General features: G+C 47.4%; 19 protein-coding genes. 9 read left to right on the top strand and 10 right to left on the bottom strand.

Translation table 11 applies throughout. The features are described 5' to 3' along the window. Nucleotides 1–254 precede the first annotated feature (254 nt). From AC5JLB_RS28615 to AC5JLB_RS28605, 3 genes are all read left to right on the top strand, one after another. The gene (locus AC5JLB_RS28615; protein ID WP_495877231.1) at nt 255–2,192 is read left to right on the top strand and encodes a P-loop NTPase fold protein; all 1,938 of its coding nucleotides are present in this window, start codon (nt 255–257) and stop codon (nt 2,190–2,192) included. Nucleotides 2,193–2,618: 426 nt separating this feature from the next. Then, the gene (locus AC5JLB_RS28610; RefSeq protein ID WP_495877230.1) at nt 2,619–3,515 is read left to right on the top strand and encodes an SDR family oxidoreductase; all 897 of its coding nucleotides are present in this window, start codon (nt 2,619–2,621) and stop codon (nt 3,513–3,515) included. A gap of 454 nt (nt 3,516–3,969) precedes the next feature. Then, entirely contained in the window at nt 3,970–4,305 is a 336-nt protein-coding gene (locus AC5JLB_RS28605) for a hypothetical protein (RefSeq protein WP_495877229.1), read from the top strand. A gap of 70 nt (nt 4,306–4,375) precedes the next feature. Here the strand turns inward: AC5JLB_RS28605 and AC5JLB_RS28600 are convergent, their stop codons facing one another. From AC5JLB_RS28600 to AC5JLB_RS28590, 3 genes are all read right to left on the bottom strand, one after another. Continuing rightward, complete coding sequence (locus AC5JLB_RS28600) at nt 4,376–5,566, bottom strand: TRC40/GET3/ArsA family transport-energizing ATPase (RefSeq protein WP_495877228.1); 1,191 nt, start codon at nt 5,564–5,566, stop codon at nt 4,376–4,378. Nucleotides 5,567–5,835: 269 nt separating this feature from the next. Then, nucleotides 5,836–6,927, bottom strand: a complete 1,092-nt coding sequence (ychF, locus tag AC5JLB_RS28595; RefSeq protein ID WP_495877227.1) for a redox-regulated ATPase YchF — start codon at nt 6,925–6,927, stop codon at nt 5,836–5,838. A 24-nt stretch (nt 6,928–6,951) separates the two neighbouring features. Beyond that, the gene (locus AC5JLB_RS28590) at nt 6,952–7,152 is read right to left on the bottom strand and encodes a hypothetical protein (RefSeq protein WP_495877226.1); all 201 of its coding nucleotides are present in this window, start codon (nt 7,150–7,152) and stop codon (nt 6,952–6,954) included. 127 nt (nt 7,153–7,279) lie between these two features. Between AC5JLB_RS28590 and AC5JLB_RS28585 the strand changes: the two genes are divergently transcribed. From AC5JLB_RS28585 to AC5JLB_RS28575, 3 genes are all read left to right on the top strand, one after another. Further along, nucleotides 7,280–8,791 carry an aminotransferase class I/II-fold pyridoxal phosphate-dependent enzyme gene (locus AC5JLB_RS28585; RefSeq protein ID WP_495877225.1) on the top strand — a complete coding sequence of 504 codons (1,512 nt, stop codon included), beginning with the start codon at nt 7,280–7,282 and terminating at the stop codon, nt 8,789–8,791. A 492-nt stretch (nt 8,792–9,283) separates the two neighbouring features. Further along, a complete protein-coding gene (gene cbiT / locus AC5JLB_RS28580) occupies nt 9,284–9,886 on the top strand; it encodes a precorrin-6Y C5,15-methyltransferase subunit CbiT (protein WP_495697146.1) in 603 nt (200 codons plus the stop codon). 182 nt (nt 9,887–10,068) lie between these two features. Continuing rightward, nucleotides 10,069–10,938 carry a phosphatidate cytidylyltransferase gene (locus AC5JLB_RS28575; protein WP_495697147.1) on the top strand — a complete coding sequence of 290 codons (870 nt, stop codon included), beginning with the start codon at nt 10,069–10,071 and terminating at the stop codon, nt 10,936–10,938. 43 nt (nt 10,939–10,981) lie between these two features. Here the strand turns inward: AC5JLB_RS28575 and AC5JLB_RS28570 are convergent, their stop codons facing one another. After that, nucleotides 10,982–11,773, bottom strand: a complete 792-nt coding sequence (locus AC5JLB_RS28570; protein ID WP_495877224.1) for an LmeA family phospholipid-binding protein — start codon at nt 11,771–11,773, stop codon at nt 10,982–10,984. A gap of 417 nt (nt 11,774–12,190) precedes the next feature. On the opposite strand from AC5JLB_RS28570, the gene AC5JLB_RS28565 reads away from it, so the two are divergent. Continuing rightward, nucleotides 12,191–13,456: a DUF4912 domain-containing protein gene (locus AC5JLB_RS28565; RefSeq protein WP_495877223.1), complete on the top strand. Its 1,266-nt coding sequence runs from the start codon at nt 12,191–12,193 to the stop codon at nt 13,454–13,456. Nucleotides 13,457–13,623: 167 nt separating this feature from the next. After that, nucleotides 13,624–14,190, top strand: a complete 567-nt coding sequence (locus AC5JLB_RS28560; protein ID WP_495877222.1) for a hypothetical protein — start codon at nt 13,624–13,626, stop codon at nt 14,188–14,190. A 77-nt stretch (nt 14,191–14,267) separates the two neighbouring features. Here the strand turns inward: AC5JLB_RS28560 and AC5JLB_RS28555 are convergent, their stop codons facing one another. The 4 genes from AC5JLB_RS28555 to AC5JLB_RS28540 form a co-directional block, all read right to left on the bottom strand. Continuing rightward, nucleotides 14,268–14,486, bottom strand: coding sequence for a DUF6887 family protein (locus AC5JLB_RS28555; RefSeq protein ID WP_495877221.1), 219 nt, complete (start codon nt 14,484–14,486; stop codon nt 14,268–14,270). After that, a complete protein-coding gene (locus AC5JLB_RS28550; RefSeq protein WP_495877232.1) occupies nt 14,483–14,659 on the bottom strand; it encodes a DUF6888 family protein in 177 nt (58 codons plus the stop codon). Before AC5JLB_RS28550 ends, AC5JLB_RS28555 begins: the two co-directional genes overlap by 4 nt. Before the next feature lie 230 nt (nt 14,660–14,889). Continuing rightward, entirely contained in the window at nt 14,890–16,686 is a 1,797-nt protein-coding gene (gene typA, locus AC5JLB_RS28545) for a translational GTPase TypA (protein ID WP_495697151.1), read from the bottom strand. Nucleotides 16,687–16,797: 111 nt separating this feature from the next. After that, nucleotides 16,798–17,280 (bottom strand): EVE domain-containing protein, encoded by a 483-nt coding sequence (locus AC5JLB_RS28540; RefSeq protein WP_495877220.1) that lies wholly within the window; start codon nt 17,278–17,280, stop codon nt 16,798–16,800. 258 nt (nt 17,281–17,538) lie between these two features. On the opposite strand from AC5JLB_RS28540, the gene AC5JLB_RS28535 reads away from it, so the two are divergent. Next, nucleotides 17,539–18,360, top strand: coding sequence for a squalene/phytoene synthase family protein (locus AC5JLB_RS28535; RefSeq protein ID WP_495877219.1), 822 nt, complete (start codon nt 17,539–17,541; stop codon nt 18,358–18,360). A 70-nt stretch (nt 18,361–18,430) separates the two neighbouring features. On the opposite strand, the gene leuS is transcribed toward AC5JLB_RS28535, so the two are convergent. After that, on the bottom strand, nt 18,431–21,016 hold the full coding sequence (gene leuS / locus AC5JLB_RS28530; protein ID WP_495877218.1) for a leucine--tRNA ligase: 2,586 nt from the start codon (nt 21,014–21,016) through the stop codon (nt 18,431–18,433). Between the two features lie 185 nt (nt 21,017–21,201). Continuing rightward, on the bottom strand, nt 21,202–21,762 hold the full coding sequence (locus tag AC5JLB_RS28525; RefSeq protein ID WP_495877217.1) for an anti-sigma factor family protein: 561 nt from the start codon (nt 21,760–21,762) through the stop codon (nt 21,202–21,204). Nucleotides 21,763–21,791 lie beyond the last annotated feature (29 nt).

Raw genomic sequence — 21,791 nt, 5'->3', positions numbered from 1 at the left:
GTAGATACGCTTAAATCTTTTGTGCTTCTGTCCGAACTAAAGGGGTCACTTCAACTCCTCTACTTGCAACAATGCCAATTCTTAAAGATCAACCTAAGCCGAGAAAACAAGCACGTTTTCATGGATTTATGGGGCAGTGTCATTTCCAAGGTGTAAAACCGCTTGAGAGATTATTGGGTTCTTAAATCTCATGGGGGCGTATTGTACGTTTGTTATATTTAGGCTTGATGGCATAAAAGAAATTTAAGGGACAAATGAGCCAGAGTCAGCAAACAAGCAATAGCCATATAGGAACGTACTTAGACTATTACTGTAATTTACCTCACGCCCCTGGATTCGCTGTTCTTTTACAAGGAGAATGGGGCTCTGGAAAAACATGGTTTATTAATAAATATCGTGAAAAGCTTAAAGAGAAAAATCATAAATGTTTGTATATAAGTCTTTACGGGATGACCAATTTCTCTGAGATAGAAGATGCATTTTTTCAGCAATTACATCCTCTACTTGCTTCAAAAGGAATGGCAGTAACTGGTAAGATTCTCAAAGGTTTACTAAAGGGCACGTTAAAAATTGATTTGAACAACGACAGTAGAGATGAAGGAGCAGTAAACCTTCAAATTCCAGAAATTAATTTGCCTGATTATCTCAAAAATGTTGACAGAAGTATTCTAATTTTTGATGATTTAGAACGCTGCAATATAGATCTCGTCAATGTATTAGGATATATCAATTCTTTTGTAGAGCATCAAGACTTAAAGGCAATTCTCATTGCTAATGAAGATGAACTAGCGAAAAAAGATGATAGGTATAAAATTATTAAAGAGAAATTGATAGGTAAAACTTTTGGTATATCTCTAGACTTTGAGGGTGCATTAGAAAATTTCATTACTATGGTGAGCGGTTCAGATATTAAAAAGTTCCTCTCAAATAATGCTGAATTGATACAAGATTTATACGCAAAAGCTGAATATAAAAATCTTAGAAATTTAAAGCAGATTGTCTTAGATTTTGAGAGAATCTTTGATGCTTTGCCAGAAAAAGCAAAAAATAATCTAGAGCTATTACAAGACTTGTTGAAGCTACTTATGGTTTTTTCTATAGAGATTAAACGCGGCAACATGCGTCCAAAAGATATTAGTAAGCTAGAAGATGTATATACATCTCGAATGAGTAAGCGAATTTCACGCCAATCACTCAACTCTAATGAAAGGGTTAATCATGAGGAGCCCAATCCACTTGAAAAAGTTCTTGAAACATATTCTTGGCTTAACCTGTACGAACCATTTCCAAGTAACCTATGGTGGCAAGCATTTTTTGATAAGGGAATTATAGATACTGATGAATTAGATCAATCAATATCAAATAGTAAATACTTTCAGGATGGAAATACTCCTAATTGGATTAGATTATGGCATTTTCGAGATATTTCTGATGATGAGTTTGATAGCATTCTCAACAGTGTTGAGTTGGATTACAACAATAGAAAGTATGTTGAAATTGGAGAAATAAAGCATGTTTTCGGACTTTTTCTGCAGTTCTCTGATGCAAGGCTTTATAAGAAAAGCAAAGACGAGATTCTCAGGGATGCCAAGCACTACATTGACTATCTAAAAGATAGCAAACAGCTTACTCTTACCGCTCCTTCACTGATCGATTCGATCACTGATGACGCCTATGGCAGTCTTGGATTCTGTGGGAAAGAGTTTGAGGAATTTCAAGAGCTATCTTTGTATATCGACGAAGTGCGAGAATTGGCGCAAGAGGAGAATCTGCCTGCTGCTGGCAAAGATTTACTCACCATCATGCAAAGTGATAAGTTGAAGTTTTCTAGAATGATTAGCGTAAGTAGGTATCAGTACGAAGATGTTTTAACTCAGAAATATCATGACATTCCGATACTGAATTATGTAGAACCACATACCTTTATAGCTGCCCTGCTATCGATGAACGATGAAGATCAAAGATACATTTTTTGGGCACTAAGCGAACGATACAAATTTGAAAACGTTCCTGCAACGTTAATTGAAGAATTGGCATGGCTTAAATCTGTTCAAAACTCGCTACAGTCGGAAGTCGAAAATAGAAAAGGAAAGATTAGCGGATTTGTTCTAAACTTAAACCTTCAATATTATCTGGATAAGATTGTTAAAAAACTCGAAAAGAAGAAATCGCAGATACAAGCTCATCAATAGAATCAGCTTGAAGTCTTCTTGTTCTACATCGTGATGCATTTCCTGAGCCAGAGAAGAGAAGCTTGTACCGAATTCTGAGTTATTACTGCCACTAAAAGAATTCCAGGGGGTTCTAGTGAACTTACTCATCAGCAGAAGATCAGAGGACTGTAAACCGAGAATTGTTGCATCTGGGAAATTGTGAGTGAGCGTTCTGACGGCACCCCTTGAACATCTGCTCTTTTCAGCAGAAGTCCCAGGAGCTAGCGGCAATTCCAGTATTGTTGAACTCAAAGCTCTCTTCTGCTCTAACTTCTGAGAGAGCAAATTGAGCGGTGGTCGCCGTCTCAAACTTGTGTCGTACATATTTCAGCCCAGTGGGACACGCGGCGAATCAACAGGCGTAGCAGGATGGGAAAGCTGAAACACTTCCTGGGAGAACTACGAATGGAGAATGATCGATTAAAGCTGCAAGACCCACGTCAACAGTATCCCACTCCGCCTTTTTCCCGTCAGCCGCAGTCTGTACCGGGACTTGCTCAACAAATGGACCCACAGCCAGATCACGGTGAGACGAGCTACACCGGATGTGGCAAGCTTGTCGGTCGAAAGGCATTGATCACTGGAGGCGATTCTGGCATCGGGCGAGCTATTGCGATCGCCTACGCACGGGAAGGAGCAGACGTGGCAATTTCCTATCTTCCCAGTGAAGAAAAGGATGCTCAAACGGTCATCCAGGTGATTGAACAGGCTGGACGCAAAGCAGTGGCGCTTCCAGGTGACATTACCGATGAGAAATTTTGCCAAAAGCTTGTCTCAGACGCAGTAGCATCGTTGGGCGGCTTGGATATTCTCGTTAACAATGCAGGTGCTCAGACGTCTTACCCCTCAATCAGCGAGATTCCGACCGAGCATTTTGACAAGGTGATGAAGACGAACCTCTACGCGCTGTTTTGGATTACGAAAGCAGCAGTGCCCCATCTGAAGCCTGGAGCAGCGATTATCAACACTGCTTCGATTCAAGGGTTTGAACCCTCAGCCACTCTGCTAGATTATGCAATGACGAAAGCAGGCATTGTGGATTTCAGCAAAGGCTTGGCGAAACAGATGATCGAAAAGGGAGTGCGGGTCAATGCAGTTGCACCGGGACCCTTCTGGACGCCCTTACAGCCCAGTGGTGGACAGACCCAGGACAAGATTGAGAAATTTGGCTCCGCTGTGCCCATGGGAAGACCTGGACAGCCGGTGGAGATTGCTCCTGTATACGTGCTGCTGGCTTCTCAGGAGGGTAGCTACATCACGGGAGAAGTGTATGGAGTGACAGGCGGAACTGGAATTGCGTAACACTGCGTAATCCGCAGAAGTCCCTATTGAAACCCGCATTCTCATGGGTGATTGAGAAGGTCATGCTCGACTTGGAACACGACCGGAGGTAGTATTCACCTCTCATAAGCCCAAGGTCGTAGCTAGAGTCCGTTGCTTCGAATTCCCTGAGGGTATATCAAAGAAGAAGCTAGGAATGAGATTCAACTCTCGCTCCTAGCTTCTTTCTATTAGGGATAGAGGATGATCGCTACGGTTAATTCCCGTGTCATAGTCAGTCTGAAACGTATTCAAATTCAGCCATTGGCGATAGTAGATGATTGCCCTGGTAGCTATACTCCATTCTCTTCGCCGCAAGCTTGTAATCTATGCTGTGGCTCAATGTGGCACAATCGCCTAGCGTATTGCAGGTTGTGAAGATGCAAGATTGTTTCACCCTCCAAACGTCGCAATAATTGCATTCACTCAGAAAATCATGAGTCAGAGAAATGAGACTACGCAAATTCTAAAAGGCATTCTTCTACTATTTGGAGTGCATATTCTTGCGCTTTTTGTTGGTGCGATCGTGGCGCAACTGATTTTCTTTGTTTCAAGTTCACTGCCCTCTCCGCTTCATTACAATCTGCTTGCGCTGCCAACGCTTGCCCTTATCGGTTGGGGCGTTGCTCAATTAGTTTATGTGATTCCGTTAGTGATTTATCTAAACCGCAAACGGCAATTTGGACTCATGAAAGGTGTCATTATTGGAGCCGTGTTAACCGCATTGCTGAACGGAGGCTGTTGGATTCTTTTCTTAGGATCTATCAAGTAATCAGAGCGATCGCAACCAAATCACGCGAAACAGAAATTCAAGTCGCGATCGCTCCAATACAAGGCAACGATTAAACCTTAGCCGGGTCAGAAAAGCGAATCTTGAGATAATCGTCTTCCATTCGGGCTCCCGATGGTTGCAAAGCTGCCAACGCTTGCGGCAGAACCAAATTACGGCGATGATTTCCGATTCGGACATTTAATTCATCACCCGTTTTGCTTAGCTCAACCTGACTCTTAGCAATTCCAGGCAAGTAAAGCTCTAAGCTGTACTGATTTTGATCTTGAACGACTCGTAGGGTTGTTTCTTTGTAATAAATCTGCGTCGGGTCTTCGTTGTCCGGATAGAGTGTTTCTTTCAAGCGATCGAGCGATTCTAAGCCACACATTTCCTTAGAATAAAGCGGCACTTCCTTCACAGGCAACGGCAGAAAATTGTCGTGAATCTCTTGGCGATAGCCCTGCTGCTGTGCCTTCCAGCCTTGGAAGAACGGATCGGAAACAGAGTCAGGAATGATTCGGTTGGCAACAACGAGATCGGTGGCAACGTTATAAAGGCTCAGATAAGCGTGGGCCCGCAGCGATTCTTTAATCACCATTTTTTCGGGGTTCATCACGAGTCGCACAGTGGTTTTGGTGGGGTCAGTCAGAACCTTTTCCAGCGCTTCAATTTGTTCGTAAAACTCGTAAGGCGCGTCCATTACTTCTTTGTTAGGCAGCGAAAACCCTGCGATCGGGCGAAAGATTGGCTCAACTAGCGGACGTAGCACAACCGAAATTCCCTGAAACGGCTTGTAGAATTTTCGCATATACCAACCGCCCACTTCTGGCAGGCTGAGTAGCCGCAAAGCAGTTCCAGTGGGGGCAGAATCGATGATCAGCACATCAAACTCGCCTTCGTCATAATGCCGCTTCATTCGCACGAGTCCAAAAATCTCATCCATGCCTGGCAGGATGGCTAACTCTTCTGCCTGAACCCCTTCGAGTCCACGAGCTTGCAAAACTTGGGTGATGTATCGCTTGACGGCTCCCCAGTTGCCTTCAAGTTCCATGAGGGCGTCGAGTTCGGCTCCCCAAAGATTCGGACGCACTTCTCTCGGTTCGTGTCCTAATTCAAGATCGAAGCTGTCAGCCAGTGAGTGGGCTGGATCGGTACTCAATACCAGCGTTCGATATCCTAATTCGGCACAGCGAAGTCCAGTTGCAGCAGCCACCGAGGTTTTACCGACGCCGCCTTTGCCTGTCATGAGGATTACACGCATGGTATCGAGTCCTATATATGAGAAATATTTACATTCTTTAACTCTATTGTCACATATGAGTGGGGAATGAGGAGGAAGGATAAGGGATGAGGTAAAAATTAAAAGACCTCGATCGTGAGACCGAGGTGCTATGAAATCCAAACTATTGGATTAGGCGTAAAAATTCAGCTTTGAGGCTTCCGCAAAACCTTTCTACCTGTAATTATACACAGCCTTCCGTAATATTGCTGAATCATGTACCAATCTTTACACTAGTATGATTTCAGTGTTTACACATTAAAGCGGAATAGCAATACATCGCCTTCTTGAACGATGTATTCTTTGCCTTCACTACGAACCAGGCCTTTTTCTTTGGCTCCTGCCATTGAGCCTGTGGCTACTAAGTCTTTGTAAGCCACCGTTTCAGCCCGAATAAAGCCCCGCTCAAAATCTGTGTGAATTACGCCTGCGGCTTGAGGAGCTAACATGCCCGCGTGAATTGTCCAGGCACGGGTTTCTTTTGGCCCAGTCGTGAAGTAGGTTCGCAGTCCCAACAGTTCGTAAGTCGCGCGAATGAGAGACTTTAAACCTCCTTCTTCGACGCCTAGCGATTCTAGGAAATCGGCGCGATCGCTCTCTGGTAATTCCACGAGTTCCGATTCAACTTGAGCTGACACCACCACGACTTGCGCGTTTTCTTCAGCGGCGAGCGCTCTCACCTGCTCAACCCATTCGTTACCTGTTGCCAGATCATTTTCAGAAACATTCGTGGCATAGATAATTGGCTTGCGAGTCAGCAATCCGAGTGGTTTGATCAGCTCTTCTTCCTCTTCGGTGAGGCTAACTTGACGTGCGGGTTTACCTTCATTGAGGACTGGAATCAACTTTTCGAGTGCGCCCGTTTCGACTTGAGCTTCTTTGCTGGTGCGAGACTGCTTTCGGGCACGTTCAATTCGGCGCTCGACTTGATCTAAGTCAGCAAGCCCTAGTTCAAGATTGATCACTTCAATGTCGCGCACTGGATCGACCGATCCGGAAACGTGAATCACATCGTCATCTTCAAAACAGCGCACCACATGTACGATCGCATCGACTTCTCGAATGTTGGCGAGAAATTGGTTGCCCAAGCCTTCCCCGCGACTTGCGCCTTTCACTAATCCGGCGATGTCCACAAATTCGACTCGTGCTGGCAAAATCTCGGCTGAGCTAGAAATATTTGCCAGGACTTTTAGCCGATCGTCAGGGACGGCAACAATACCGACATTTGGCTCAATCGTACAGAAGGGATAGTTGGCGGCTTGGGCTTTGGCATTGGCAACCACCGCGTTAAATAAAGTTGATTTTCCAACGTTGGGGAGTCCAACAATCCCGGCTCTTAGCATAGTAGGTAGGTGAGATACAAACGGTTAAACAGGTCCCGGTATGGTTTGTGGGACAGGAGCAGGAACAGGCTCTGGGGCAGGAGAGGGAATCGGTTCCGGGACAGGAGAGGGAATCGGTTCCGGAACAGGAGAAGGTAATGGATCGGGCTTGGGAAACGGTTCTGGAATTGGGCTGGGAGCCGGATCGGGAACCGTTGGATCAGGAATGGTCGGCGGGTTAACCATAGAATATCCTAACGAATTACTTGACATTCCTAACCTAGAAAGGAAGTTGGGCAGGAAACATCTGTCCAGAGAGATGCAGGAACTGCGTTTCCGTTAATATCCGTTAAGTTCAATATGCGTGTTGATCATGCCAAAGATCATGCCAAATGTTCGCTTGCCGCTATTAGAGGCTCTGACCGCTTGCTCCCTCAAATCGCACGCTTCCTTCTATGCGCCAGGACATAAGCGTGGAATTGGCAGCGCGATCGCACTCACTCATCTCCTCGGCTCCCAAGTCTTTCAGGCTGACTTGCCCGAATTGCCCGAACTCGACAATTTATTTGCGCCTCAAGGTGTGATTGCCGAAGCGCAAGCCTTAGCCGCGCAAACGTTTGGGGCAGAACGAACTTGGTTTCTCGCGAATGGCTCGACCTGCGGAATTATGGCTGCGATTTTAGCAACGTGTGCCCCTGGCGAGAAAATTATTTTGCCGCGCAATGTGCATCAATCTGCGATCGCGGCTCTAATCCTCTCTGGCGCAATCCCTGTGTTTGTTCACCCCGAATACGACCCGATCTTAGATCTCGCGCACAGTATTACGCCTGAAACGGTCGCCGCCACGCTGAAACAGCATCCTGATGCAAAAGCGGTGTTGATGGTATATCCCACTTATTTTGGGGTGTGTGGTGATATTGCCGCGATCGCAGATCTCGTTCACCAGTACAACCTTCCATTAATCGTAGATGAAGCTCACGGAGCGCACTTTGCGTTTCATGCTGATTTACCGATGTCTGCGCTACAAGCAGGAGCCGATTTAACCGTGCAATCGACGCACAAAACCTTATCAGCCCTGACGCAGGCTTCGATGCTGCATGTTCAAGGAGATCGAATTGATCGCGATCGCGTTTCGCAATCGTTGCAGCTTGTTCAATCGACAAGTCCGAGTTATTTGCTTCTAGCCTCGTTAGACGCTGCACGAGGGCAGATGGCAACGGAGGGACAGGAGTTGATGGATCAGACTCTTCGGTTAGCGAATGAAGCGCGATCGCGGCTGCAAGCGATTCCAAAACTGGCAACCCTAAATCCTGAACAGGCCACGACCTCTGGATTCTATGCCCTCGATCGGACTCGATTGACCGTAACGGTTTCTAACTTAGGCATAGATGGATTTACGGCAGACGAAATTCTGCATCAGCAGCTAGGTGTAACGGCAGAATTGCCGTCTCTGCGGCATGTCACCTTTATTTTTAGTTTGGGCAATACGAAAGCAGATGTAGATCGGCTGATCGCGGCGTGGGAAACGTTGGCAGCGGATCGGCTAGCCAAAGGCGTCGGCAACGTTTTGTCAGGAGCGGTTGGGGTATCTATGGGAGGTGGGGAGTTGTTGAATGGAACGCAGGCAATGTCTCCCCGTGAAGCGTTCTTTGCTCGAAGCGAAATGATTTCGATCGATCAAGCGGGCAATTTTTCAGATTTTGGTAACGCCAATCGTATCTCTGCGGAACTTGTTTGCCCTTATCCACCAGGCATTCCCATTCTGATGCCTGGAGAATACATTACTCAAGACGCTCTCAATGTTCTGCAATACGTTCTCAAGTCGGGTGGTTTTATTACAGGTTGCACAGATCCTACGCTCAAAATGTTGCGCGTTGTTCAATAAGGACGTAAATACCAGATACGTTTACTGATTCAAGTTCCCGCTACTTGATTTTTGATAAACGTTTGTTGATTTCGGCTTTCGTTATTTAATTTTGCATAAGCATTACTTGATTTTCGATAAGCGTTTGTTGATTTCGGCTTCTGTTATTTGATTTTCGATAAGCGTCTGTCGATTTCAGCTTTCGTTATTTGATTTTGCATAAGCATTACTTAATTTAATAGAAGCATTTCTCAATTTAGGTTTCCGTGACTTGATTAGAGATACAGATCACTCGATTTGCAGAAAGATTCTTTAATCTCGACGTCGTGTCGCTTCATTTTGGGTCTGCATTCCTCTGCGAAGCGAATTCCAGTCGTTTGGGCAAAAAGTTGCGCCTTGTCACTTGTGATGTTTTGATGTCTCCCAATTACGATGAAGGGACTTAACCGCACAACCCTCAACTACTCTCTAAAATTCCACAAATAAAGCTCTATTTAAGTCAAGACTTACCCTATGACTTCTCCGCTTTGGTCTTACGTCACCCCTGGCATTCCCGACGATTTATTCGAGAACTTGCCCGGCATCCCGATGAGTCAACGAGAGATTCGGCTGCTCTTGCTCTGTCAACTACGACTCAAACCCGATTCCGTCCTGTGGGACATTGGAGCCGGAACCGGAACAATTCCTGTCGAGGCAGGTTTATTATGTCCTGGCGGGCAAATCATTGCGATCGAGCGAGATGAGGATGTGGCTAATTTAATTCGTCGCAACTGCGATCGCTTCGGAGTCAAAAACGTCAGCATCGTTGAAGGCAGCGCTCCCGACTGTCTAAAAACTTTAACTAGCGCTCCCGATCGCGTCTGCATTGAGGGTGGACGCTCCATCAAAGATATTCTTAAAGAAGTGTGGCAGCACCTTAAACCGCATGGGCGTGTTGTGGCTACGGCTGCTAACTTAGAGACCCTTTATAAAATTTCAGAAAGCTTTGCTGAACTTCATGCTCGCAACATTGAAGTTGTGCAATCTGCCATTAATCGCTTGGAAACTCGTGGCACAAGTCAAACGTTTGCGGCAGTCGATCCAATTTTCGTGTTGAGTGGAGAGAAAATGAATTGACGGGTTAACAACGATAAAAGCTTTAAATATTCATTCAGCATTTACTATTGCTCACAGATCATTGATAAAGTATTCCAAAGCAACCCTTAACCTGCTTAACCTGACATTAATTTTTTGAGAACAAAGTCGCCGTTGATCAAGTTGAGATTAGACCAAGTTCCCTTCACGCACGGTTAGTTTATATGCCTTGGTCTCGAATTTTTAGTGGAGTTGTCGCGATCGTACTTGCTCTAGCCATGATCCTCATGGGTGGCTGGTATTTCACAGTCTGTTTCGGCATCATTATCTATCTTGGGCAACTCGAATACTTTCAGCTTGCGCGTGCGAAAGGCATTGTCCCCGCTGCCAAAACAACATTAGTAGTCAGCCAAATTCTACTGATCGTCTCAAACTTAAATCCCTCGCTGGCAGATGCTATTTTCCCAGTCGCCGGAACGTTTATCTGTTTTTATCTGCTGTTTCAGCCCAAACTCGCCACGATCGCAGATATTTCCACCTCAATCATGGGCTTGTTCTACTGTGGTTATTTGCCGAGTTACTGGGTACGACTGCGATCACTCGGTCAAGCCGAACTGAGCAACATTCCGCTTGATGGATTCTGGCTCACCTCTTGGCAGGGTTTAGACGCTTTGCCAAAAGGACTGACCCACACCTTTCTAGCCTTTCTCTGTATTTGGGCCGCAGATATTGGCGCTTACTTTATCGGTAAATGGATTGGGCGCACCCGCCTGTCAGATATCAGCCCCAAGAAGACGGTAGAAGGGGCAGTCTTTGGAGTCTCTGCTAGTGTTGCGGTGGGTGTGGCCGGATCGTGGTATCTCGACTGGTCAGGATGGCCAATCACAGGTGTTTTACTAGGCTTATTGATTGGTGTTGCCAGTCTACTTGGCGATTTGACCGAATCGATGATGAAACGGGATGCGGGAGTGAAAGATTCTGGACAACTGATTCCCGGACATGGTGGCATCCTCGATCGCGCGGATAGCTATGTGTTTACGGCTCCGTTGGTCTATTACTTTGTCACGCTGGTCTTACCGCTATTGCCCAATTGAGCTTGTATGAATTCTGCATTGGCTTAACAAAACGCCTGACCGCTCACGATCGCACCAACAGCTTTGCTCGACACGAAAGCTGTCCCGTCTCCAGTTTCAAGTCCTGAATTTCAGTATCCTTACCCAAGTCAAATTCGTAGCCGTCGAGATCGTGAATTGCGAGTCCGCGTTTCGCACCTGCATGAGGCAACCAGTGCGGATTGACGAGCTTGAGAAGATTTGGCGCACCCATCTCAAATCCAGAGCGAATTGCGATCGCAGTCTCGGTTCCACTGCGCGAAATCAACGCCGCCGCCAACACGATCTGATTCTCTTCTAACCGAATCTTTAAGTTCTGAAGATTGAGCGCTGGTTCTTCTACCTCAGAACCGCTTGATCTAAGCAACGTTACTAAAAATTGAGTCACTCCGGTTTTAAGCAAGGGCGCGTTTGCAGATGCATTCAGGTCAGCTTCTTGCAGCAAAAGCGTTCCTTCAATCGGCACGGGTTCCAACAATCGCATCGGCTTTCCCCGAGCGATTTGCCCCAAATTGACGCGAATATTTTGTCCAGTTAAATGCACCTGTGTGAGATGCAGCCCCCGATAGACCGCTTTTTGAGCAGAAAGGGCGATCTGTCGAATGTGACCACCCAGAATCTGACGATCGCCCGCTTCGATCTCTACCTGCAAGTCTTCAATGTGTTCGACCTGCGATCGCAGCCACAGTCGCACTGCCGGAGCCAATACTTTACTGATAATTCGACTTTGTTTAGACAGCGTTTCCTTTTGATGGCCTGAGTCCTCCTCGACTTCAACAGATTCTTCAATATCAGAAGGATCAGAACCGGAGTTCATAACGTTACATTCCAAAGCTTGCTTACAGCAGTCTACTAGAAAGCGGTGGGAGAAGAACGAGAAACAAATGTTATGAAAACCTGACATTTAGCTAAATTTCGGGATCTTAATATCAAGTAATTCTTATGGGCCGCTCCCCTAATGCTTATAGGCCGATCCCCATATCGTAAAAAATGTCAGGTTATCATGACATAATGATCCCCATTTGCATTGAAATTCCGTGATTTGGCCTGAAATCAAGTCTTCTCACCCCTTGATCCCTATCTAGCTTTGCTGCATGATGAACTCGACTAGCGATCCCCAAGAAAAAGTTATTAGGCCGCACTATTGATCCCGATACATGTGTGATTCCAAAACACGTGATCCCAATACACGATTTGGCTTAACCGAGGCGTTATTACTGTTGTGGAGAATGCTATGAGTACCGAGAGACCTCCTTTGACCGAGATGACATTGCGCCAATTGAGGCGCGTTGCCAGCGAATATGGCGTTTCGCGCTACAGCCGGATGCGTAAAGACCAACTGCTGGCGTCGATCGAAGACATTCAGCGCACTCGTTTTTCATCCCCTGTCCCCACCCGTACCTTAGAGGCACAAGAAACTGTGGAAGCGGCAAAATTTGACGTTGGACAAGACAATTCTCAACTCAAGACTGAACCAAGCGTCGTTTCTTTAGCAGGCGTCGATAGCGATCTCGCTGACCTACCATCTGGCTACGGTGAGAGCCGCGTTGTGCTAATGCCCCGCGATCCACAGTGGGCTTACACTTACTGGGATATTCCTAACGAGCATAAAGAAGAGTTACGTCGTCAGGGCGGCCAAATGCTGGCGATGCGCCTATATGACGTGACCGATATCAACGTAGAATTCCAGACTTCTCATAGCGTGCAGGAATATCCTTGCGATGAAATGGCGCGGGAGTGGTACTTGCCGATTCCGGTTAGCGATCGCGACTACATGATCGAAATTGGCTATCGCTGTGCTGACGGACGCTGGTTGACCTTGGCTCGCTCGGCTCAGGTACGGGTTCCGCCCGTCTACCCATCGGATTGGATCGAAGATCACTTTGTCACCTTAAATTGGGATCAAGACCTGCGCAGTAAAACGGTGATGGAATTAGTTCCTCCGACTCAACGGGCAGCAGGCGCGATCACAGGTGGCATGAGCGCTACAGGCAACCCAATTTACGACGATATCTTTGGCATGGTTCAAGGCGTCGAAGCTCAGCGCATCGCAGGGTCGCTCTATGGCTCGATGCAGCAAAGCGATCGCTCCATTCACGAAGAGAGCATTAGTTCTTATGTGTTCCCATCGGGCATGGGCATGTGGGCGTTGCCAACGGTTTCGGGTCTTACCATGTCGGGTGCAGGCTTCTCCGCGTCGGCTCCCCCAGTTCGTCCTCGCAAGTTCTGGCTGGTTGCTGATGCAGAACTGATTGTCTACGGCGCGACCGAGCCAGATGCTACCGTAACGATTGGCGGACGCCCGATCAAGCTCAATCCAGACGGAACTTTCCGATTCCAAATGTCTTTCCAAGACGGGCTGATCGACTTCCCGATTATGGCAGTTGCCGCAGACGGCGAGCAAAACCGCGAGATTCACATGAAGTTCGAGCGCGAAACTCCCAGTCGACGGACAAATACAAAAGAGGAAGCAGTTGAAGAATGGCTAGTTAACTCCTAGTTGCCTCTTCTACTCAGAACTTCCTTGTTTTTCCCTTCCTAAGCACCCCAATCCTCCGATTGGGGTTTTTTTGTTTTCAGAATGGCGATTACAGTAAAAGGAACCAAACACACCGTCTGATATTGAGACGGTGCTGACTGAGTTGTATGTGTGCTACTGCAAATCCCATGACTTTAGAAGAACTGACCGCCACCCTAAATCAATTGTTTGGCTCGGCAGTGCAAACCTTAGCGCCGGGTTCTTTTCAAATTGAAACGCCTGACTATCGACTTTTAGCCTTGCTATCGGATGATCAGTCTTGGCTACGAATGTTGTTGCCGATCGCACCTGCTCAAGACGCGCAGCCGTTTTTAGGAGAACTGTTAGAAGCGAATTTTGATCTGACTCAAGAAACGCGCTATGCCGTTCATCAAGACGTACTCTGGTCGGTATTTCAGCATTCACTGGCAAGTTTGACTGCCGATGATCTTGGCTCTGCAACCCAGCGAATGTTGGCGATCAAGGAACAAGGGTTAAACGAAACATTTAGCTCTTTGGCAGAAAAACAAATTCGTCAGATCATTCAAGCCTCAAAACGCCAAGGGCAATCGTTAGAGGCAACCATGCAAACCCTCGATCGCTTCTATCAAGAAGGATTGATGGGAGATCTGGAGATGGGGAAGCGATCGCGCGAAGAAACGATGTCTGCTTGGCAACGTCAGCTTGAGCGCTTATGGAATGAGGTGGAGCCTTGAAGAATTAGGGTACAAATTCTCGTAGAGAGTTAACTTCTGAATCTGCTAGTTTCCCATAGCTTGACAACCTGTTAACCCTAATTATCTCGCGGTTCTGAGTTCCCACGAAAACGCTTAACAAATTCAGGATAACTGTTTAAGTCCTCACCAGATTCTAGCGGCGGCATGTCAATCCAGGTCGCTTCGGTATGAAGCTTGTCTATGTAGGCATAAAAAGCAGCTTGATCCTCACGATGCGTGAGAACATAATCATGCAACTCTTTCCGACTCATGGTTTGGAAGTTAGGCTGGCTCATTGCACGTACCTCCATTTGCCGTTGGGGAATATCTCTATGATATTCTCTTCACCTGCTAAGAAGAAAATATTACCTGTTCGCTCATCAATCCGAATGATGTTGATAGGCAAATAAAGTCTGGTAAACCAACAGCACAACGTGAAGCACTGCGTCTTTTGTTCTGGGGTAGGGATAGTTTACTCTCCTAGACATCCTTCACCGGGGAGAGTATAACACTTTGCAAACTTAGCTATTTGAAATTGAGGCAGAGATAGCTTCCTATTTGAGAGCTTTCCAACTTTTCCCCACCAGATTTAGCAATCTAATAACAAGCGAAAATTCTGTCTTCCTAAAAACAATACTGCCAGTCACCGAAGATTATGGTGACTGGCAGTATTAATCGAGCAATGAACAGAAGTCGCGTTTACTTCTTCGCTAGCTTCTTCGCCTTCGCAACTTTACGCAGACGGATTGATTCAGGCGTAACCTCTAGAAGCTCATCAGGTCCGATGTACTCTAGCGCCCGCTCCAAACTCATCTCGATCGGTTCTTTAAGCTGCACTAGTTCTTCACCACCAGACGCCCGATGGTTCGTCAATTGCTTTGCCTTGCAAACATTGAGTTCAAGATCTTGAGGACGATTGTGTTCCCCAACAATCATGCCCTTATAAACCTTCGTTCCAGGTCTGATGAAGAACACGCCGCGATCTTCTGCGTTCTGCATCGAGTAGAAGGTTGCAACACCTTCTTCAAACGAGATCAGCACCCCGTTGCGCCGCGCTTCAATATCACCACTCATGGGGCGATATTCCAAGAAACTGTGGTTCATGATGCCCTCACCACGGGTAATTCGCATAAACTCCCCTCGGAAGCCAATCAAACCCCGCGCTGGAATCACAAATTCAAGATTCGTGCGTCCGTTTGAGCCGACCTGCATATCTTGCATCTCGCCGCGACGCTGACCTAACCGCTCGATACAGCCACCGACCGCTTCTTCAGGCACATCCAACACTAAGGTTTCAAACGGTTCGCAGGGATGTCCATTCATTTCGCGGTAAATCACCTGAGGCTGAGACACCTGAAACTCGTAGCCCTCCCGACGCATCGTTTCGATCAGAATACCTAAGTGCAGTTCACCTCGACCTGAAACCGCCAATTTATCGGGCGAGTCCGTGTCTTCGATACGAAGCGCAACGTTCGTTTCGAGTTCGCGGTACAAACGATCGCGCATCTGCCGGGACGTCACAAAATCGCCTTCCAACCCAGCAAACGGCGAATCATTGACTGAGAAGGTCATCTGCAAGGTTGGCTCATCCACTTTGATGAGCGGCAACGCTTGAGGATCATTGGGGTCAGTAATGGTTTCGCCAATGTTAGCATTTGCAAATCCAGCCACAGCCACCAGGTTGCCTGCCGTTGCTTCAGGAATTTCGACTCGCTTAAGCCCATCAAAGCCCATCAGCTTCGTAATCTTGCCTTTCACCACGTCGCCTGTTTCTGTGACGATCGCCGCCTGCTGTCCCATGCGAATCGTGCCATTGTGAATCTTGCCGATCACAATCCGACCCAAGTAATCTGAGTAGTCCAACGTTGTGACTTGAAGCTGAAGCGGCTTTTCGGCATCACCCACAGGCGGCGGAACGTGGCGCAAAATCGCTTCAAAAAGAGGCTTCATGTCACTTGATTCTTCTTCCAGAGTGTCTTTGGCAAAGCCAGACAACCCAGAGCCGAAAAGATAGGGAAACTCGCACTGATCATCGTCAGCACCCAGTTCAAGAAACAGATCTAGTACTTTATCAACCGCAATGTGAGGATTAGCACGAGGCCGATCGATCTTATTCACAAAGACGATCGGACGTAGCCCTTTTTCCAAGGCTTTCTTCAACACAAAGCGCGTTTGAGGCATTGGGCCTTCGTTCGCATCGACGATCAGCAGACAGCCATCTACCATGCCCAACACTCGCTCCACCTCGCCGCCAAAATCTGCGTGTCCAGGCGTATCGACAATGTTGATCAGCGTGTCTCCGTAGTGAACCGCCGTATTTTTTGACAAGATCGTGATGCCCCGCTCACGCTCTAGGTCATTCGAGTCCATCACACAATCTGGTACGTCTTCTCCCTCTCGAAACGTACCAGATTGTTTCAGCAAAGCATCGACAAGAGTTGTTTTGCCGTGGTCAACGTGGGCAATAATAGCAACGTTGCGGATTGGGAGGGTCATAAAAAGTCCAGCTAGGGATGGTAAAGAAGCCTTTACAATTCTAGCTTAGCGATCGTCAAAAGCGAGGGTAAAGATTAGGGATTTCTACCTAAGATTTTGGGGATTGCTACCTCAATCTGCTATAGCAGGCATCGCTCGATGGGGGTTTGCTAGTTTTAGAATTTTTTGAGCCGTCGAGTGGCTTACAGCAGTTACAGAAAGGCGATTTCCCGGACGCACTACCATGAGGTTATCCGGTGTAAAGGTTTGTTTTAGCTGATCGAGGGAAACAATTTCAGCCCATTCTTCGACAAACTCTACACCAACAGTTTGCCATCGGGGTGCGTCAGGCGTCGATTTTTGATCGTAATAGGGACTGCTTGAATCAAACTGAGTGGGGTCGGCAAGGTTAGCTTCCACCACTTTCATCATTCCGGCAATGCCGGGAGGGGTCGTGTTGGAATGGTAGAAGAAGACTAGATCGCCCGGTTGCATAGCGCGTAGAAAATTTCGCGCTTGATAGTTGCGGACTCCATCCCAAATGGTGGTGCGATCGCGCTTTAGATCTCGAATTCCATAAACCTCTGGCTCGGACTTAAGCAACCAGTAGTTCATAATTATTAGTAAAACTGATAGAACAATTTAGTAGTCTATTCCACAAGGAGTACTGCAACTTCAAATTAGACCCATTAGACTTCAGTCACCCGTTGTGAATACTGAACTTTTCCAGGATTTCTCATTTCTCTTTAAACGCTGTCATTTAATATCGTGATGACTAAGAGCTTTTTAGTTGAAATTCGGTGCTTTTGCCAAGGAAACACCGTTTTAGATCACAGCCTGCTATAAAAGTTTGGAGAGAGGAGTGAATACTACATGAATATGCAAAAAGATGCCCTTGAGGTTTTGAAAGATACGAGTCGGACATTTTTTATTCCTATCAGTCGGCTTCCGCAAGGTTTGCAACAAGCTGTGGCATCTGCTTACCTCTGTATGCGAGCGATCGACGAAATTGAAGATGACCCCCACCTTGATAATGCTGTCAAAGCCAAGATTCTTCGCGAGATTAGCTTAATTCTTCAGTCTGGAGTAGATGGATTTGGAGATGAGGATTTTGAACCTGCTTTTAGGGGGTACACCGATCAGCTACCAGAGGTGTCGCTGCGAATTGGTGAATGGGCAACCTTTGCGCCTACAAACATTGCGCCGCGAGTGTGGGAATCAACGGCGGCCATGGCAGATCGAATGGCGCACTGGGCAGACCAAAACTGGATGATTCAAACCGAAACCGATCTCGATCGCTACACGTTTAGCGTGGCAGGTTCTGTGGGGCTACTGCTTTCAGATTTGTGGTCTTGGCATGATGGCACCCAAACCGACCGGATGGATGCGATCGGCTTTGGTCGAGGCTTGCAGTCGGTGAATATTCTTCGTAACCACAGCGAAGATTTGACCCGTCGTGTAGACTTCTATCCCGATGGCTGGACCAATGACAACATGCAAGCGTATTCTCGTCGTCAGCTTCAGCTTGCAAATGCCTACATCACATCGTTACCCGCAGGTAGTCCAGCTTTCGACTTTTGCCAAATCATCCTCACGTTGGCGCACGCTACGCTAGACGCGATGCAGCATGGCTCTGAGAAGCTGAGCCGCTCACAGGTGATTGAGCTAGTCCAGCAAGCTACAAATGCCAGCTAAACGAACTCAGAAGCAGGAAACGATTTGCTTCCTGCTTCCACCTGAGATCTGATGAGCTGCTTGCAAGAGGTTAGGAGACGACGAAATTAACCAGTTTGCCAGGTACGACAATTACCTTTTTGATGGTTTTGCCATCGGTATAGCGACGAGCAACCTCCGATTCGGTGGCAAATTTTTCTAAAGCGGCTTTGTCATCTGCGATCGCAGTTGCCGCTTCGATTGTGCCTCTAGTTTTCCCCATAATCTGAATCACAATCGTTTTCTCATCCGCAATGAGCGCTGTCGGATCGACGATTGGAAACGGTTGAGTATGAATCGATTCTGACTGTCCGATCGCGTGCCACAGTTCCTCGGTGAGGTGAGGCGAAAACGGAGCCAACAGCAGCAGCAAGGTTTTGATTCCTTCTGCAAAGGCTGAAGACGTTTTTTCCGGAAAGTCTCCCAGCGCATTGCTGAGCTTCATCAATTCTGAAATTGCTGTATTGAACTGATAGTCCCCCTGCAAGTCATCAGTGACTTCTTTAATTGCCGTGTGAATCACTCGACGCAATTCTTTTTCCGCTTTAGTGAAATCTTGCGATCCTGTAGTCTTAAGAGATGCGGCTGATTCGCTTACCAGTCGCCAGACCCGATTCAAAAATCGGAATTGCCCCTCAACGTCTGCATCTTCCCACTCTAAATCTTTTTCGGGCGGCGCTTTGAACAGAATGAACATGCGGGCCGTATCTGCGCCGTACTTATCTACAACATCTCCCGGAGCCACCCCGTTATATTTTGACTTCGACATCTTTTCAAAGACGACATCCAGCGTCTCGCCTGTATCGGGATCAATCGGATTCGCCGGATCTTTAATGTTAATCGGCAAGACGTATTTTCCGGTTGTCGGATTTTTGTAAGTTCTGCCTTGCACCATGCCTTGAGTCAACAACCGCTCAAACGGTTCATCAAAGTTGAGGAAGCCGCGATCGCGCAACACCTTTGTAAAGAACCGCGAGTACAGCAAGTGTAAAATTGCATGTTCAATCCCGCCAACGTATTGATCAACGGGCATCCAATCGTTCGTTTTCGTGCGCTCAAAGACTGCTTGATCATTCTTAGCATCGGGATAGCGCAAGAAATACCACGATGAATCAATAAAGGTGTCCATCGTGTCGGTTTCTCGTTTGGCAGGCGTTCCGCATGACGGACAAGGCACGTTCAGCCAAGACTCTAATTTGCTCAATGGAGATCCACCCCGGCCCGACAGTTCAACATCTTCCGGCAATTGCACAGGCAGATCGGCCTCTGGAACCGGAACCGCGCCGCACTCGGGACAATGAATGATCGGAATCGGTGCGCCCCAGTAGCGTTGACGAGAAATCAACCAATCCCGCAAGCGATATTGAATTCGGGCTTTACCCCAACCTTGTTTCTCGGCGTAGGCGACGATCATACCCTTCGCCTCGGTTGAAAGTGTGCCGTCAAACTGAGCAGAATTCACGACCGTTCCAGCTTCCGTGTACGCTTCTTTCAAGCCAGAGGTCGGCTGATCGGGTGGTGCAATGACAACCTTAATCGGTAAATTCTGTTGGGTTGCAAACTGGAAATCTCTCACATCGTGAGCGGGCACGCCCATGACGGCACCCGTTCCATATTCATACAGCACATAGTCCGCGATCCAAATCGGGATCTCTTCACCTGTGAACGGATTAATCGCTGTGCCGCCTGTTGGAATGCCGCGCTTTGGTCGATCTTCTGCCGTGCGATCCATCTCGCTTTGACCAGAGACTTCTTGAACAAACGTTTCAACCGCAGAAGCGCGATCACGAGTGGTTACTTTCTGAGTGAGCGGATGCTCAGGTGCCAACACAACATAGCTCACGCCATATACCGTATCGGGGCGAGTTGTAAAGACGCCGATCTTCTGATCAATTCCTACAATCGGAAACTCTAAATACGCTCCGACTGATTTGCCGATCCAGTTTGCCTGCATCAGCTTGACGCGCTCAGGCCATCCGGTCAGTTTGTCGAGATCGGCTAACAACTGGTCGGCGTAATTGGTGATTTTGAGAAACCACTGACGCAGCAATTTTCGCTCCACGATCGCGCCTGATCTCCACGACTTTCCTTCGGCATCTACCTGTTCATTGGCAAGTACCGTTTGATCAATCGGGTCCCAATTGACCGTAGCTTCCTTCTGATACGCTAATCCCGCTTTGAAAAACTCCAAGAAAATCCACTGCGTCCAGCGGTAATAGTCAGGTGAGCAGGTCGCGATTTCTCGATCCCAATCAAAAGAAATGCCTAACTGCTTTAGCTGCTCCCGCATCTGGTCAATATTTTGGTACGTCCATTTCGCAGGCTGCGTTTTCCGCTCGATCGCTGCATTTTCTGCAGGCAGCCCAAATGCATCCCACCCCATTGGATTGAGAACGCGGTAGCCCTGCATTCGCTTGAGCCGAGCAATCACGTCCACGATCGTATAGACCCGTACGTGTCCCATGTGCAGATTGCCTGACGGGTAGGGAAACATCGATAGCGCATAAAACTTGGGCTTGTCGCTCGTTTCGGGCGTTTTATAAAGCTGGTGTTCTGCCCAAGTTTGTTGCCACTTTGCCTCAATTTCTGCGGGGGTGTAACGGGACTCCACGATCGCGACTCCTACGGATAAAACCAATGGTCTACTTATTCTAATGGAGGTGCTACAAACTATAGCCAATCAACCCCAGACAAACCCAGCAAAAATTATGCTTAAAAGGGTAAAGAGTTGCCAACAAAATAATCCGTAGCTCACCTCAGAACTACGGATTATCGAGAATCTAACTAGAACCTTACCAGCTTTGCCAAACTGAAAATAACAGTTTAGTGAGCGTCATCACCCTTATGGTCGAAAGGCTTGTTTTCTGGGGTTTTGACATCAGGCGAAGTGGTCTTAGGCATGGCGACGACAGGTTGATCAAGCGCCACCATTAATCCGCCCGTCTCTAAAGGTTCAGACTGCTGTACTGCAACAGGCTGAGGAGCGCTAGGAGACTGCAATCGATTAAGACCAAACACGGTGACTGCACCCACAAACATGGCAGCAACACTCATCGGTATAGCAAACCTCCGAGTATTGACGCCCCGAACCAAACTCAAATTGGGACGCCGCTCAATCTTGTCAAATACTTGATCGATCGCCACTTCGACGGGCTGGCTCGGCGCAGGAGCAGGAATAGAGCGAAACGCCTGACGCAATTTCAGCAGTCGTGCATGAAGTTGCTGAACAGTTGGGTCGTTGGCTAGCCATTCCTCTACTTGACGCCGCTCGGTTGCAGTCACCTCACCATCTAGGTAGGCACTTAGCAACTCAAAGCGGTCTTTCGGAGTTTCATAGAGCGAATCGCCGTGAAGATTAGATTCGGACGGACCCTGAGAACTCATAGGCTCCTGGGGAGAATGGGACGAAGGTT

The sequence above is a fragment of the Myxacorys chilensis genome (assembly GCF_059505265.1).
The sequence above is the reverse complement of the archived record's forward strand: the minus strand, read 5'-3'. Positions and strand labels throughout refer to the sequence as shown.

What these genes read in the sequence shown, in the direction of transcription:
- AC5JLB_RS28615 (WP_495877231.1), top strand. Translation starts at nt 255, where the DNA reads ATGAGCCAGAGTCAGCAAACAAGCAATAGCCATATAGGAACGTACTTA.
- AC5JLB_RS28610 (WP_495877230.1), top strand. Translation starts at nt 2,619, where the DNA reads ATGGAGAATGATCGATTAAAGCTGCAAGACCCACGTCAACAGTATCCC.
- AC5JLB_RS28605 (WP_495877229.1), top strand. Translation starts at nt 3,970, where the DNA reads ATGAGTCAGAGAAATGAGACTACGCAAATTCTAAAAGGCATTCTTCTA.
- AC5JLB_RS28600 (WP_495877228.1), bottom strand. Translation starts at nt 5,566, where the DNA reads ATGCGTGTAATCCTCATGACAGGCAAAGGCGGCGTCGGTAAAACCTCG.
- ychF (WP_495877227.1), bottom strand. Translation starts at nt 6,927, where the DNA reads ATGCTAAGAGCCGGGATTGTTGGACTCCCCAACGTTGGAAAATCAACT.
- AC5JLB_RS28590 (WP_495877226.1), bottom strand. Translation starts at nt 7,152, where the DNA reads ATGGTTAACCCGCCGACCATTCCTGATCCAACGGTTCCCGATCCGGCT.
- AC5JLB_RS28585 (WP_495877225.1), top strand. Translation starts at nt 7,280, where the DNA reads ATGCCAAAGATCATGCCAAATGTTCGCTTGCCGCTATTAGAGGCTCTG.
- cbiT (WP_495697146.1), top strand. Translation starts at nt 9,284, where the DNA reads ATGACTTCTCCGCTTTGGTCTTACGTCACCCCTGGCATTCCCGACGAT.
- AC5JLB_RS28575 (WP_495697147.1), top strand. Translation starts at nt 10,069, where the DNA reads ATGCCTTGGTCTCGAATTTTTAGTGGAGTTGTCGCGATCGTACTTGCT.
- AC5JLB_RS28570 (WP_495877224.1), bottom strand. Translation starts at nt 11,773, where the DNA reads ATGAACTCCGGTTCTGATCCTTCTGATATTGAAGAATCTGTTGAAGTC.
- AC5JLB_RS28565 (WP_495877223.1), top strand. Translation starts at nt 12,191, where the DNA reads ATGAGTACCGAGAGACCTCCTTTGACCGAGATGACATTGCGCCAATTG.
- AC5JLB_RS28560 (WP_495877222.1), top strand. Translation starts at nt 13,624, where the DNA reads ATGACTTTAGAAGAACTGACCGCCACCCTAAATCAATTGTTTGGCTCG.
- AC5JLB_RS28555 (WP_495877221.1), bottom strand. Translation starts at nt 14,486, where the DNA reads ATGAGCCAGCCTAACTTCCAAACCATGAGTCGGAAAGAGTTGCATGAT.
- typA (WP_495697151.1), bottom strand. Translation starts at nt 16,686, where the DNA reads ATGACCCTCCCAATCCGCAACGTTGCTATTATTGCCCACGTTGACCAC.
- AC5JLB_RS28540 (WP_495877220.1), bottom strand. Translation starts at nt 17,280, where the DNA reads ATGAACTACTGGTTGCTTAAGTCCGAGCCAGAGGTTTATGGAATTCGA.
- AC5JLB_RS28535 (WP_495877219.1), top strand. Translation starts at nt 17,539, where the DNA reads ATGAATATGCAAAAAGATGCCCTTGAGGTTTTGAAAGATACGAGTCGG.
- AC5JLB_RS28525 (WP_495877217.1), bottom strand. Translation starts at nt 21,762, where the DNA reads ATGAGTTCTCAGGGTCCGTCCGAATCTAATCTTCACGGCGATTCGCTC.